General features: G+C 68.0%; 8 protein-coding genes. 3 read left to right on the top strand and 5 right to left on the bottom strand.

Annotation, left to right across the window (positions count from 1 at the left end):
* Positions 1-293: 293 nt before the first annotated feature.
* Positions 294-3,245, top strand: coding sequence for a replicative DNA helicase (gene dnaB, locus Van01_RS09785; RefSeq protein WP_239098965.1), 2,952 nt, complete (start codon positions 294-296; stop codon positions 3,243-3,245).
* 44 nt (positions 3,246-3,289) lie between these two features.
* Here the strand turns inward: dnaB and Van01_RS09790 are convergent, their stop codons facing one another.
* From Van01_RS09790 to Van01_RS09810, 5 genes are all read right to left on the bottom strand, one after another.
* Positions 3,290-3,964 carry a maleylpyruvate isomerase N-terminal domain-containing protein gene (locus tag Van01_RS09790; protein ID WP_204004378.1) on the bottom strand — a complete coding sequence of 225 codons (675 nt, stop codon included), beginning with the start codon at positions 3,962-3,964 and terminating at the stop codon, positions 3,290-3,292.
* 182 nt (positions 3,965-4,146) lie between these two features.
* On the bottom strand, positions 4,147-4,545 hold the full coding sequence (locus tag Van01_RS09795) for a TFIIB-type zinc ribbon-containing protein (protein WP_204004381.1): 399 nt from the start codon (positions 4,543-4,545) through the stop codon (positions 4,147-4,149).
* Positions 4,546-4,564: 19 nt separating this feature from the next.
* Positions 4,565-5,197: a phosphoribosyltransferase gene (locus Van01_RS09800; protein ID WP_204004384.1), complete on the bottom strand. Its 633-nt coding sequence runs from the start codon at positions 5,195-5,197 to the stop codon at positions 4,565-4,567.
* Positions 5,194-6,519 (bottom strand): glycosyltransferase 87 family protein, encoded by a 1,326-nt coding sequence (locus Van01_RS09805; protein ID WP_204004403.1) that lies wholly within the window; start codon positions 6,517-6,519, stop codon positions 5,194-5,196. Before Van01_RS09805 ends, Van01_RS09800 begins: the two co-directional genes overlap by 4 nt.
* A gap of 13 nt (positions 6,520-6,532) precedes the next feature.
* Positions 6,533-9,043: a putative bifunctional diguanylate cyclase/phosphodiesterase gene (locus Van01_RS09810; protein ID WP_204004406.1), complete on the bottom strand. Its 2,511-nt coding sequence runs from the start codon at positions 9,041-9,043 to the stop codon at positions 6,533-6,535.
* Between the two features lie 639 nt (positions 9,044-9,682).
* Here Van01_RS09810 and Van01_RS09815 point away from each other — a divergent pair.
* Both Van01_RS09815 and Van01_RS09820 read left to right on the top strand, forming a co-directional pair.
* On the top strand, positions 9,683-12,778 hold the full coding sequence (locus Van01_RS09815; protein WP_204004410.1) for an AfsR/SARP family transcriptional regulator: 3,096 nt from the start codon (positions 9,683-9,685) through the stop codon (positions 12,776-12,778).
* Between the two features lie 145 nt (positions 12,779-12,923).
* On the top strand, positions 12,924-13,778 hold an 855-nt coding region (locus Van01_RS09820), incomplete at its 3' end, for an AfsR/SARP family transcriptional regulator (RefSeq protein ID WP_204004413.1).

Below are 13,778 nucleotides of genomic sequence, written 5' to 3' on the forward strand. Positions count from 1 at the left end.
GGACAAAGCCCTACCCGGAAATTCTCTCCACAGGCTGGGGAAAGAGTTCATGCAGGTCAGAGCCTTCTCGCCGAGAATTCCCCATCTGTTATCCACACCCTGTGCACACGCTGCGCACACGGTTGTGCACCTGCGTCCACAGGTTGTCCCGAGGCTCGTCCACCGCCATGGTTGAGCGGCTGACCTCGGAGTCCGTATGGTTGCCACCGACCTGCCGCCCCGATGGCCCCCGATCGACGCGGCCGGTCGACGTTGTCGCACCCGGGCGGTAAGCCTGGAACCGATCCGACGCAGTGGAGGGGGGCCCGGTGTCGGTCACCGACGACAGGCGGACGGAGTCGTTCCAGAGCGGTGGGCAGCAGTCCGCCGACATGCCACGCGACGGTCAGTTCGACAAGACGCCACCCCAGGACGTGGCCGCGGAGCAGTGCGTCCTGGGCGGCATGCTGCTCTCCAAGGACGCCATCGCCGACGTCGTCGAGATCCTCAAGACCAACGACTTCTACCGGCCGATCCACGCCACCGTCTTCGACACCATTCTGGAGATCTACGGCAGGGGTGAGCCGGCCGACGCCATCACCGTCGCTGCGGCACTCGCCGACTCCGGCGACCTGGCCCGCGTGGGTGGCGCCCCCTACCTGCACACGCTCATCGCGAGCGTGCCTACCGCCGCGAACGCCGCCTACTACGCCCGCATCGTCAGCGAACGCGCGGTGCTCCGGCGTCTGGTCGAGGCCGGAACCCGGATCGTCCAGCTCGGCTACGGCACCGCGAACGGCGGCAGCCGGGACGTGGACGACATCGTCGATTTGGCTCAGCAGGCCGTCTACGACGTGACCGAGCGCCGGGTCAGCGAGGACTTCGCGGTGCTGGCCGACATGCTGCAACCGACACTCGACGAGATCGAGGCGGTCGGCGCCCAGGGCGGCGTGATGACCGGCGTGCCGACCGGCTTCACCGACCTGGACCGCCTGCTCAACGGGTTGCATGCTGGTCAGTTGATCATTGTGGCGGGGCGACCTGGCCTGGGAAAGGCGCTCGCGCTCGACACACCCCTGCCGACTCCGGCCGGCTGGACGACGATGGGCGAGGTGCGGGTAGGCGCGCAGCTGATCGGTGCGGATGGCCGCCCTACCACCGTCACGCACGCCTACCAGGTGCGCCACGACCGCCCCTGCTACGAGGTCGAGTTCTCCGACGGTTCAGTCATCGTCGCCGATGCCGAGCACCTGTGGACGACGACCACCCGGGCCTCACGCCGCCAACAAAATGAGCGCCGGCCGCGCTACCAGTGGGATGCTTCGGCACGTGCGAAGGCGGCAGCCGTACACCGGGCCGTCACCGCCACTCCCGATCGGCTTGTCACTTACCGAGAAGCCGTGGAGATCGCCGGGGCCCAGTTCCGGAACATCCTGCACGTCGTGGCGGCCAAGGTCGGCAACGCCGGCACTGTCGAACGTCAGTACTCCCGGAACGGCAGGCCCTGGCGTCGGACGGTGGACGCCTACAGCGCCCATGCCCTGTTCGACGCCCACCTGAGCCGGGTGAGTCGGCTCATGAACAGCAATACGACCGTGGCACACCCTCGGGCCGTCACTACCGAACACATCGCCGCGACACTGCGGCATCCGGCTGACGGGCGCGCAAACCACGCGGTGACCAATGCTCAACCGCTGTCCCTTCCTGCCCGCGAGGACCTGCCGATCCCCCCGTACACGCTTGGCGTGTGGCTGGGCGACGGGCACTCGGCAGGTGCCCGGTTCACGTCGGCGGATCCGGAGATCGCACAGTACGTCGCAGCCGATGGCTTCATCGTCGCCCGGGAAAGCGGCACCTACTCCTACGGCATCAAGCTGCCGCCGCGGGCACCACTCGACGATCGTCGCTGCATCGTCTGCGGCGTCATCTTCACCCCACGCGCGTCTGCGGTGAGAACCTGCGGAAGGACGTGTGGCGCCAGGTCGAGAGGCATGGTCGAGGCTGCCGACCGCGAGGGTTGCAAGACCTGCGGCACGACGACGAAGTCGAGCTGGAACGGTGCCCGTCACTGCACGTCGTGTCGCCGGTTGAGTGGCTCGTTCACCGGGCTGCTTCGAGCCGCCGGTGTCCTCAACGACAAGCACATCCCGCAGCCTTACCTCCGAGCGTCGGAGGAGCAGCGACGGGAGTTGCTGGCCGGACTGCTCGACACCGACGGTACCGCCGCGCCAGCCGGACACATCCAATACACCACCGCCTCGGAGCGGATAGCCGAGGATGTGTACGAGCTCGTCGTCAGCCTGGGTTACCGATGCTCGATCTACCGAAAGCGAGTCAACGGCCGCACTCCCGAAAGCTCTACGGCTTTCACACTGAGCTTCTCCACCTCGGACGAGGTGTTCCGGTTGACCAGGAAGCGGGAGTCGCACGCCACGCGCCGGCACGCGGTCGGCCGCGCGGGTACCCGATCCCGCTACATCGTGGATGTGCGACCGGTGCCGAGTGTCCCCGTGCGGTGCGTCACGGTCGACAATGAGGATCACCTGTACCTTGCCGGTCGGTCGATGATTCCCACGCACAACAGCACTGCAAGCATGGACTTCGCGCGGAACGCTGCGATTCGTGCCAACCAGGCGGCGGCGATCTTCTCGCTGGAAATGAGCAAGGTCGAGATCGTCATGCGGCTGCTCTCGGCCGAGGCCCGGGTGCCACTGCACGTGCTGCGAAGCGGGCAACTGTCCGACGACGACTGGACCAAGCTGGCCCGATGCATGGGTGAGATCAGCGAGGCGCCGCTGTTCGTGGACGACACGCCCAGCATGAACCTGATGGAGATCCGGGCGAAGGCCCGTCGGCTCAAGCAGCGGCATGACCTCAAGTTGATTGTGGTCGACTATCTCCAGCTGATGACCTCGCCGAAGCGTACGGAGAGCCGGCAGCAGGAGGTCGCGGACCTGTCCCGGGGCCTGAAGCTGTTGGCCAAGGAGGTGGAGTGTCCGGTCATCGCGGTCAGCCAGCTGAACCGTGGCCCGGAACAACGCACCGATAAGCGTCCACAATTGTCTGATTTGCGGGAGTCTGGCTCTATCGAACAAGATGCGGACGTTGTCATACTTCTGCATCGCGACGACTACTACGACAAGGAGTCACCCCGCGCCGGGGAGGCGGATTTCATAATCGCTAAACACAGAAATGGCCCGACTGACACTGTGACGGTCGCCGCCCAGCTGCACCTGTCGCGCTTCGTCGACATGGCAATCGTCTGACCTGGCCCAACCGAGTCCGACGGGCACAGCCGAGGCTCACCGGCTCAGCCGAGCACCGGGAAACGGGCTGCGGACCCGCCGAGAGCACGCCGCTCCGGTTCGCCGAGGGGTACTCGCCCGGTGGCCTTCAGCAGGTAGTCGTGGTCGTTCCAGCCGGCCGGTCGGGTGGCGGCAGCGCCGAGCAGGGCGTCCACTGTGGCTGTCGCGATCCGGGTCGCGGCCGGACCAGGTAGGGATGCGCCCGGCAGGTCCAGGACCAGGTCGAGATGATGGACCACGGCCTCGGTGGTGAGCGTGTCCAGCAGATCGGCTACCCGCAGCACGTGACCCTGGGTGGTGACGAAGCTTGTCGGATCGGCGCTGCCGGCGGCGCGTACCGCGGCCGGTGCCGTGTCGGCCCAGAGTTGGACCACTCCCGACGGACTCTCGAATGCAGCCGCAGAGCGACGAGCCCACCAGGCGTGCCTGGCGTTTCCGGTACCGCCGGGGAACGCGTGCCAGTAGCTGACGGAGTCGACTGTCGCCGGTGGGGCGGCGGGGCTGGCCAGGGCGACGAGCGCCCGCTGCGCATCGCAGAGCACGTGGAAGAGCAGGTCTGCGACAAGCCATCCCCGACATCGGGTCGGTCGCTGGAGATCGCTGTCGTCCAGGTCTGCCACTACGGTGCTGATGCCGTCGTACGCATTGGCCAATGCGATGTGCGAAGCTCGCGACGCCATGCCGGCAGCGTCCCACACCCGCCGACCGCCGGCACGTTCAGCGACCTGCCGGGCGATGCCGGGTCGCGGCCGGATCCGGTTTCAGCTGGGCAACGACGGGCTCAAGCTGTGGGCTGGCCGGGCTGAGGCACCGGTGACCGGTCCGGCCATTCGGCCGGACCGGCCTTCCGGGGCTGAACGGCTCAGCCGAACATGTCGTCGAGGAAGCTCTTACGCTTCTTCCGGCGGTAGTGCCCGTGGTAGCCGTAGTGCTGCTGGCTGTGGCCGTAGGCGGGTGCCGGGGCCGGGTAGCCGTGCTGTGGAGGCGGGGGCGGCGGCACCGCACCGTAACCGGGCTGGTGCGGCGCGGGCGGCGGGGGCGGCGGGGGCTGGTAGCCGCCCGGCTGGGGGGCGTGCTGGGCTGGCTGCGGCGCGGCGGGGGTCTGCTGCGCGCTCCAGTTGGCCTCCGCCTCGAACAGCTTCTCCAACTCGCCGCGGTCGAGGAAGATCCCCCGGCACTCGCCGCACTGGTCGATGACGACGCCACTGCGCTCGTACTGACGCATTTCTCCGTGACACTTGGGACAGGTCAGGCTCATCACCCGACGGTACCTGGTCGACTCACGCGGTAGCGGTCAGCGCCGCCGTCACCTCGTCGTCGGAAACCTCGTGGAAGTCGTCGTAGTACGCCCCGACGGCGGTGAAGGCTTCCGGCCGCTGGGCACAGATCACCTGGTCAGCTTCGTCGGCGAGCATCTCGTACGCCTCCTGGGCGCTGACCGGGACGGCGGCCACCACTCGGCGGGCGCCGAGATGACGAGCCACCTGCACGGCGGCCCGGGCGGTGGCGCCGGTGGCCAGCCCGTCGTCGACGATGACCGCGGTGCGCCCGGTCAGCTCCAGCGGTGGCCGCCCGGCCCGGTAGAGATGCTCCCGCCGCTCCAGTTCCGCCTGCTCCCGGCGCTCTACGTCGGCGATGTCGCCGGGGTCGAGCTGCCTGGCCACCATGTCGTTGAGCACGCGTACGCCGGCCGGACCGAGCGCGCCGAAGGCGACCTCGGGCGCCCATGGCATGCCGAGCTTGCGGACCACGAGCACATCAAGTGGTGCGCCGAGGCGTTCGGCGACGACCTGGGCCACCGGCACGCCGCCGCGTACCAGGCCCAGCACGACGACGTCCGGTTCGCCGATCAGGGCGGTGAGTCGGTCGGCGAGCACCCGGCCCGCCTCGGTGCGGTCGCGGTAGGTGGTCATGTCCTCAGGTCTACGCCCTGCGGGCCCTCTTCGCCCGCCGGTTGCCGGATCCCGGGAACGTCGAGTGCGGCTGCCCAGACGAGGAACGCCACCGGATAGAGCAGATAGCCGAACCGGGTGGTGGGCATCAACAGGATCGCCACGAGCAGCCCGTACCCGCAGACGAGTGCCGCCGTGCGGGCGGTGCGGGGTGGACGGCGGGCGAGCCGGACGGCGATCGCCACCGCCGCGGCGACCAGCAGGGCCGCTGCCACGGCCCGGCCTGCCGGCAGCGCCTCGGCGATCAGGTGCCCGGGAAACGGTGACTGTGCCGGGCTGGAGACCAGGCCGTGCCCGAGGGGGAACCGCAGCACGTTCTCCACCAGGGCGTCCCGGTCCACCAGCAGGGTGGGCAGCAGCGCGGCGGCGGGGAGGCCGAGCGCACCGGCGGCGACCCGCAGGCCGACCCGCCGGGAGATACCCCAGAGGACCAGGACCGCGGCGACCGGCCAGGCGAACAGTTTGAGCGCACCGGCGAGCCCGACGGCGACGCCCGCCCAGCCGGGTCGTGCGGTGGCGGCGAACGCGAGTGCCAGCAGGCAGAGCGCGAGCACGGGCAGGTCGTCGCCGCCGGTGGCGAGGGTCAGCGCGCAGACGGGTAGGACGGTGGCGGCCTGGACCCCGCGGAGCAGGGCGGCGTCGGGGCCGAGCGCGGCGGCCGTACCCATGGGTCGGCGCAGGACGCGGACGGCGAGCAGGAGGGCGAGGGCGGTGCCGACGGCGAACCAGACCCGGGCGTCGCTCCACCACGCGTCGGTGGCCGCGCGGGGCAACCCGAACAGGGCCATCCCCGGTTGGTACGGCGTGTAGCCGAGCAACTGCTCGCCGGGCGGCAGCGCGGCGATGGCGTCGGGTCCCAGGTAGGGCGTGCCGGTCTCCACCAGCCGCCGACCGGACTCCTCGACGACGAGCACCTCTTCCTGAGCACGGTCGGTTCGCCCCGCCGCACGCTGCACGCTCTGTACGACTACCGGTAGCAGGGCGACGGTGCTCCAGGTGAGGACGGTGACCAGCCAGCGCGCGGGCAGTCCGACAAGCGTCGAGCCGGGCCGGTGCCGCCGGAGCAGGAGTTGACCGAGCGCCACGAAGGCCGCGGCGAGGTAACCGAGTGCGGCTATGCCGCCCCAGGCCCGGTGTGGCAGGAGGGTGGAGGTGGCCGCGGTGACCGCGGCGAAGGCGGCGGAGACGGCGTAGAGGCCGAGGTCGAGAGCGAGACCCCCGGCGGCGGTGTCGATCCGGTGCCACCACCCGGGACGGCGGCGGGTCGGGGTGGTCGTGCTCACCCGGGCAAGTGTGTCAGGCCGGCTGGTGGCGGCCCCGGCCACCCTGTCGGCGTCCCTGCGGTAGCCGGACCACCGCGCCGGCGTCGTGCAGGGCGACAGCCAGGCAGCCGGTCCGGTCGCCGGTGCCGCGCTGGAGGGCGGCGAGCAGCGTACCGGCGGGCAGTGGGCGGGCGAAGAGATGACCCTGGCCGGCGGTGCAGCCCAGTTCCCAGAGGGCGTGCCGTTGCGCCTCCCGCTCCACGCCTTCGGCCACCACGGCGAGGTCGAGGCTGCGACCGAGATCAAGGGTGGAGCGGATGATCGCGGCGGCCTCGGTGGAGGATTCCATGGCGGTGACGAAGCTCCGGTCGATCTTCAGTTGATGCACCGGGATCCGGGAGAGCAGCGAGAGCGAGGAGTAGCCGGTGCCGAAGTCGTCAAGGGCGAGCCGGACTCCGGCGTCGCGCAGCCGGGTGAGCACCTGGTCGACGACGTCGAGCTGACTGAGGGTGAGGGTCTCGGTCAGTTCCAGGATCAGCCGGTCCGGTGGCAGGTCGTGGGCGCGCAGGCGAGCCAGCACCGAACCGGGGAACCGGGCGTCGAGCAGGCTGCGGGGGGAGACGTTCACCGCCACGGGTACGTCGAAGCCGGCGTCCCGCCAGGTGCCCGCGGCGATCAGGGCCTGGTCGAGGATGGCGTCGGCGAAGGCCGGGAGGAGTCCCGAGCGTTCGATCGTCTCCAGGAAACGCAGTGGGTCGATCATGCCGTGGGTGGGGTGACGCCACCGGGCCAGCGCTTCGGCGGCGATGACCTCTCCGGTGCCGAGGTCGACGATCGGTTGGAAGTTGACTGTGAACTCGTGGTCGGCGACGGCCCGGGGCAGGTCGCCGCCGAGGGTGAGGCGACCCAGGTCGGCGGTGTCCCGGGCGGACGCGTAGGTGGCGACGCGTTGGCCGGTCCGCTTGGCCTGGTACATGGCGACGTCCGCGCGACGCAGCAGTTCGACCATGCCGCCGGTGGCGGGAGCCGCGGCGATGCCGCCGCTGGCCTCCACGTTGATTCGCATGCCTTCGATGTCGAAGGGTTCGTGCAGCGCCGCCAGCAGCGTTTCGGCCCGGTGGGCGGCGACCGCGGGGGCGGGCAGGGCACGCATGAGTACGGCGAACTCGTCACCGCCGAGCCGGGCGACCAGGTCCTCGGCGTGGGCGGCGGCGCGCAGTCGTTCGGCGACGGCCGCGAGCATCTGGTCACCTGCGGTGTGACCGAGGGTGTCGTTTACCTCCTTGAAGTGGTTGAGGTCGATCAGGACGAGGGCGCTCACCCCGTCGGCGTGCCGTTGCTGCAGGTGGTCGTTGCCCGCTTCGAGCAGGTGGCGCCGGTTCGGCAGGCCGGTGAGGGCGTCGTGCGTCGCGTCGTGCGCGTGGGCCCGGGCCACCCGGGCGAGTTCGGCGTACGCCTGGGCGTTGCGGATGGCGGTACACAGTGCCGAGGCGAAGGTGTACAGCGTGTAGTGCTCCCGCTCGGAGAGTTTCACAGGTCCCCGGAAGCGCAGCCGCAGCATGCCCACGTCGACGGTCTTGTCGTGCCCTTCCAGACGGGCGGGGACCACCGCGCCCTGGACGGTGGTGGGCTCGGCTGCCGGACCGTCGTAGGTGACTCCGTCGGCGCCGCCGCGTACCACCCGGTCGGCATCGCGCAGCTCGACCTCCACCTCGTCGGCGGAGAAGAGCTCGGAGGCCCGGGTGACCGCGGTGGTCAGGACCTCGTCCAGCTCGACCACGTTGAGCGCGTCGGTCGTCTGGGCGAGCCTTTGCCACACCTGCTGCTCGGTGCGCTGCCGAATCCTCCCTGAGTACGCCAGATGCAGACTGAGCACGAGCGGCGGTACGGCGAGCAGCAACCGGGTATCGATCTCAAGCAGGAGGAGTGTGCAGAGGGCAACGGCGAAACGTACGCAAAAGCCGCCGACGCGGAGATCGAGGTTGTTTCGGAACTGTCGGGAGATCCTGGTGCCGGTGGCGAGGGCGATGACCGGGATGGCGAGGACATCATCGACAAGCGCAGCGGCGAGGTAGGCCAGCGCCAGCGCCAGCGACATGCGGAGCAGGTCGTCCGTTGGCCGGGACCAGTCCAAGAGAGCCAGCGTCGCTCCGGCAGCCCAGGCAACGAGGATGTTCTTGCCAATGCTGAAAGCCATCTTGATGGCTGGTAGCCGGTACGTGGCGATCACGACGCCAATGCCGGTGCACAGCACCACCCAGGGGGTCGGAGCGACGGCCACTCCGATCACGATGGCCATCTCGTTCCAGTTGATCTGATGGGTGGTCGACCGGATGCGTATCCGTGCCTTGACTGACATGCCCACTGCGATCATAAAGACGACCGTCGCGATTGTCGTGAAGTCGTCTAGTGACCTCGGTGTGGTGGAGGTCAGAACGAGCCTTGTCGATGCAATCACGACAATCCCCGCAGATACGACGACGAGACCGACGAGCAGCCGTAGCCGCCGATCGGTCTCAGTGCCGCCTTGCCCGAAGAGTGTCATGACACCTTAGGTCGCGCCTTACTTCAGGTCACCCTACCTTGGTAAGGCCGGACGGGAAGTTTGTTGGAGCCTCAGGCCCACTCGCTGCCTTTCATGCCCTACTCCTCACTCGTTGGGAAGCGGGATTACTGATTGAATGTGCCCGCCTCGCGTGGTGTGAGGAGCTTAAGTAGAGAACCTGGCTTTTAGCGATATTAAATGTCGCTATGCTCTCTATCAGCCAATACCGTCCTGATTCGTGACGTTCTGTCTATGATGTCCGTGCGCAGCGTTCAATCAGGAGCGCGCGTATAGGTTGTTTTCGGTGTTAGCTGAACGCAAAGACGATCCTGCTACCCGGCAGTGTGACGGGTCAAACAGGTGCCGTGCACCGGCGCTGTGGGCCGACTTGAATGTCGGTACGTCCGCAGGCCGCCACGCCATTGTCCACTGCGGAGCGAGGAGGCGCGCGCACGTACAGATTAGAGGTGCCTGCGGTCTTCAGTTGTTCTCTACGGCGTAACCTGTCCTTCTAGCCGGAGAGCCTTGCTTCGTTTCCTGCCGCTTCGGTTGAGCTTGCCGCGACCGAGTGCAACGTACCGGGTGTCGGCGGCGCTAAGCTGCATACAGTGATCCTTTGAATGCGGTCAGAGGGGCCGGGTGCAGATTCAGGTTCTCGGCGGTCTCGCGGTGCGCCTCGGCTCACAGGCGCTACCGCCTGGAACGCCCAAGCAGCAAACCGTCCTCGCCCTGCTCGCCTGCAACGCGGGGCAGTTGGTGTCGGTCGAACAACTCGTCGATGAACTGTGGTTCGAAGATCCGCCTCCCTCGGCTATACCGAATGTCCGTACTTATGCGGCTAACTTGCGACGCGGTCTTGAGGCGCTGCTGCCCGGTCGGGAGGTGTTGATCCGCTCTCGGGACGGTTACCGCCTCGAAGTCGACTGCGAGAGCGTGGACCTCTGTGCCTTTCGAGCAGAGGTGACCGAGGCACGGCGACTCCTCAGCGGTGACGAGCGGGAGGCGGTGCGACTCCTGGCCCGAGCGCTGGCCCGCTGGCGTGGGCCGATGCTCACCGGGATCGCCCTCGGACCGCAGCTCTCCGCACAGGTGGCCGCTGCCACCGAGGATCGACTGCTGGCCACCGAGCTGTACGGCGATCTGCAGATCCGGCTTGGGCGCTATGACGAGGCCCTGCCGGTGCTACGGGAACTGCTGATCAGACATCCACTGCGCGAGCCGGCTCACCTGTTGCTCATGCAGGCTCTCCACCTCGGGGGAGACTCCGCGGGTGCCGTCGCGGCGTACACCGCAGCTCGTCGAACCCTGCGTGAGCAACTGAACGTCGAGCCCGGCGCGGAACTGCAACGCTTGTACGGTCGTATCGTCCGGCATGAGGGGAAGCCTCAGCCAGCAGAAGCAGCCGAAGCGCTGGAGAAGGAGCCGGCCACCTTCGTTGGCCAGACGCAACGGCTGCTCTTCCACCTCCCGAGGACGGTCCCGGACTTCGTGGGTCGTGCGGACGCCGTTGAGCACCTGTTGTCCACGACCTTGCGAGCCGGAGAGCACACCTGCGCGGTGCACCTCATTGACGGGATGGCCGGCAGCGGCAAGACAACGCTTGCCGTACACGTGGCCAACCGGCTCGCCGACCGGTTTCCGGACGCCCAGTTGTTTATCGATCTCAAAGGTCACGACCCCGCCGAGAAGCTGCACCCGGCGGCGGCGATAGCGCCGCTGCTGCGGCAACTCGGCACACCTGCCAGCCGGATACCGCCAGACCTCGAAGGTCGGCTCGACCAGTGGCGGCGCGAGTTGGCAGGGCGCAAGGTGATCGTCGTCCTGGACAACGCGGCCGACGCCGCGCAGATCCGACCGTTGCTGCCCAGCGCGCCGGGAACCATGGTGATCGTGACGTCGCGTCGGCGGATCAACGGCCTGGACGTCGATCCGCCGGTGTCTCTGCCGCTGTTCGCGCCGGCTGAGGGTGTCGCGCTACTGGCTTCCACAGCGGGGGCTGACCGGGTGGCGGCGGAGCCCGAAGCGGCAGTGGCGGTAGTGGAGAGTTGTGGTCACCTGCCACTGGCGATCCGGCTCGCCGGTTCCCGGCTGGCGCATCGCCCCAACTGGCGAGTGGCGGATCTGGCAAAGCTGCTGGCGAGCAACGCGCGCCGGCTGGACCACCTGACCTCGGGTGACCGCAGTGTGGCAGGTGCCTTCGCCGCCTCGTACGCCTCGCTGAAGGAGCCGGCGCAACGACTGTTCCGACTGCTCAGCATGCACCCTGGTGACGAGTTCGGCCTGCTGGTCGCCAGCGCGCTGTCTGGTCTGCCGCTCGACGACACCGTCGGTGCCCTGGACGCTCTGCTCGACTGCCACCTGATCGACGAGTCGGCAGTGGGGCAGTACCGGATGCACGACCTGATTCGGCAGTACGCCCACGATCTGTCGAGTCGAGTGGACCAGGTGAACGTTCGGAGATCGGCACTCGGGGAACTACTCGACCTGATGCTGCACATGTCTCTGGCGGCGGTGGACACCGTTGAGAGAAGCCGTATCCGTAACCACGTTTCGCTGGGCCCCCCGCGTCGCCCCGACCTGGTCGGGACGCAGCACGAACTCGCCGATAAGTGGCTGGAAACCGAGCGGGTCAACCTGGTGTTGCTCGTCGGTAGGGCCCGTGAGTGGGGTCACCACCAACAAGCGTGGCAGTTGGCGCGGGTCCTGTGGCGCTTCCTCTACACCCGAGGTTGCTACGACGACATCGTAGTGACAAATCTCCAGGGCCTCGCGGCTGCGGAAACTATCGGCGACGAGGGCGCCGTGGCCGTGATGCACAACTATCTTGCCTCGGCCTATCTGCGGACCGGTAACTATTCAGGTGCGTTGGCCAACCTGGAGAAGGCCGTGGAGATCTGCCAACGCCGTGGTGATCTGATGAACCTCGCGCGCTACCAGGCGAACCTGGTAGCTATCTACTGGATTCTCGGTGAACCGGAGAAGGCCGTGGCCGCGGCGCTTGAGCGGCTACGGAGGGGATTTATCTCGGACGCCGACGAAGTCGCCACCCACCTGCCGAACCTCGGCCTCGCACTGGCGTTGCTCGGAAGATACGACGAGGCCCTGCGTGTGCACCGCCTGCACCTCTACCTCGGACGCCAGTTGGGTAGCCAGTTTCATCTGCTCAACGCGCTCGGTCACATCGGCGCGGTGAAGTGCCGCATGGGCCGGTACGACGTGGCCGCGCGAGCACTGCGGACCGCGCTCGCCATGCGGGAACGTACCGGCCACCGCTATGCGGAGCCCGAGGTCCGGAACGACCTCGGAGTCGCCTTACGTGGTCTCGGGCGTGCCGGTGAAGCGGCCCGCCAGCACGAGGCTGCCCGGAGAATGGCTGTCGATGCCGGTGAACCCCACGTCGAGGCGGCAGCCATCAATGATCTCGCGTTGACTCTGGCCGGTTCGGCGGACACCGTGACGCTCATTGATCTGCATCGGGAGGCGCTGCGGGTGGCCACCCGGATCGCTCACCCTTACGAACAAGGGCGTGCCCTGGCTGGATTGGCCGAACACCTGAGGTCCACTGATCCGGCGGAGGCACGCCGGCACTGGGCGCGGGCGTTGGCGATCTTTCGACGTATGGGAGTGCCAGAGCAATTCGACGTCGCTCGACGATTGGCCGAGGCAGAGGCACAGTGGACGCCGGAGAGCGGGTCATCCCCCGCTGCCGGGCAGTATCTGACCGGACGCGTTTGATGATTCGCCTTGGCCGGACCGGGTAGGCAAGGTCGCACATTGCCGATGTTACCGCCGTTCCGAGCGCTCGTTGGGGTGTACCCGGCTCGATGCGCATTGTTAAGGTGCGCCCACGCGAATGCCTGCCTCACAAGGGGTTCGAGAAGTGAAGATTGAGGTGCTTGGCGGCTTTCGGGTCTCTTTTGGTTCATCTGAAGTGGACCTCGGTACGCCGAAGCAACGAACCGTTCTGGCCAAGCTGGTGATGAGCCCGAGCCGGACGGTTGCCATAGAGGAATTGATCGACGAGATCTGGCCAGACGATCCACCGCGATCGGCTGTGCCGAACGTTCGGACCTACGCCGCCAACCTGCGACGCACCTTCGAGGCGCACGATGCCGGCCAGGGGGTGCTGATACGCCAGCGCGGCGGGTACCAGCTGGAGGTCGCGACCGACGACGTGGATCTGTTCCACTTCCTCGACCAGGTTGAGCGGGCCCGTCAGTTCAACCTCCGCGACGACCCGGAGAGCGCGCGGTCACTACTGAGCAGGATGATGCCCCTCTGGTGCGGCCCTCCCCTGCTGGGTGTGCCTCTCGGGGCTTCGCTGGCTGCTCACGTGGCGGCCGCGCAGGAACAGCACCTTCTCGCGGTGGAGTTCCTCGCGGGTCTCCACCTCGCGGCGGACCGCGTCGAGGAGGCTCTTCCGCTGCTGTGGCGAACGGTTGCCGCTCATCCGATTCGAGAGCCGGCGCTGCTGCTGCTGATGAGGGCGTTGCATCGGCGCGGCGACGTAGCCGGCGCGATCTCGGTATTTCGATCCGCAGCCCGAACGATGCGGGCCGAGCTCGACGTCGAGCCAGGATCCGATCTCCGGCGACTGCATCACGAGATGATTGGGCACCGAGCGGCTGTCGTACCCGCCTCTCCTTCGGGGGGATCCGGCCGCAGTGACAAGTCGAGCGCGGGGACCTCGACGAGACCTGGCATCGATGGGACGGACTGGGACTGGCTGCCTAGT

Source organism: Micromonospora andamanensis (genome assembly GCF_016863495.1).
GTDB lineage: Bacteria > Actinomycetota > Actinomycetes > Mycobacteriales > Micromonosporaceae > Micromonospora > Micromonospora andamanensis.

Coding starts and splice junctions, on each gene's coding strand:
- Van01_RS09790 (WP_204004378.1), bottom strand. CDS start 3,964: ATGGCGTCGCGAGCTTCGCACATCGCATTGGCCAATGCGTACGACGGC.
- Van01_RS09800 (WP_204004384.1), bottom strand. CDS start 5,197: ATGACCACCTACCGCGACCGCACCGAGGCGGGCCGGGTGCTCGCCGAC.
- Van01_RS09810 (WP_204004406.1), bottom strand. CDS start 9,043: ATGACACTCTTCGGGCAAGGCGGCACTGAGACCGATCGGCGGCTACGG.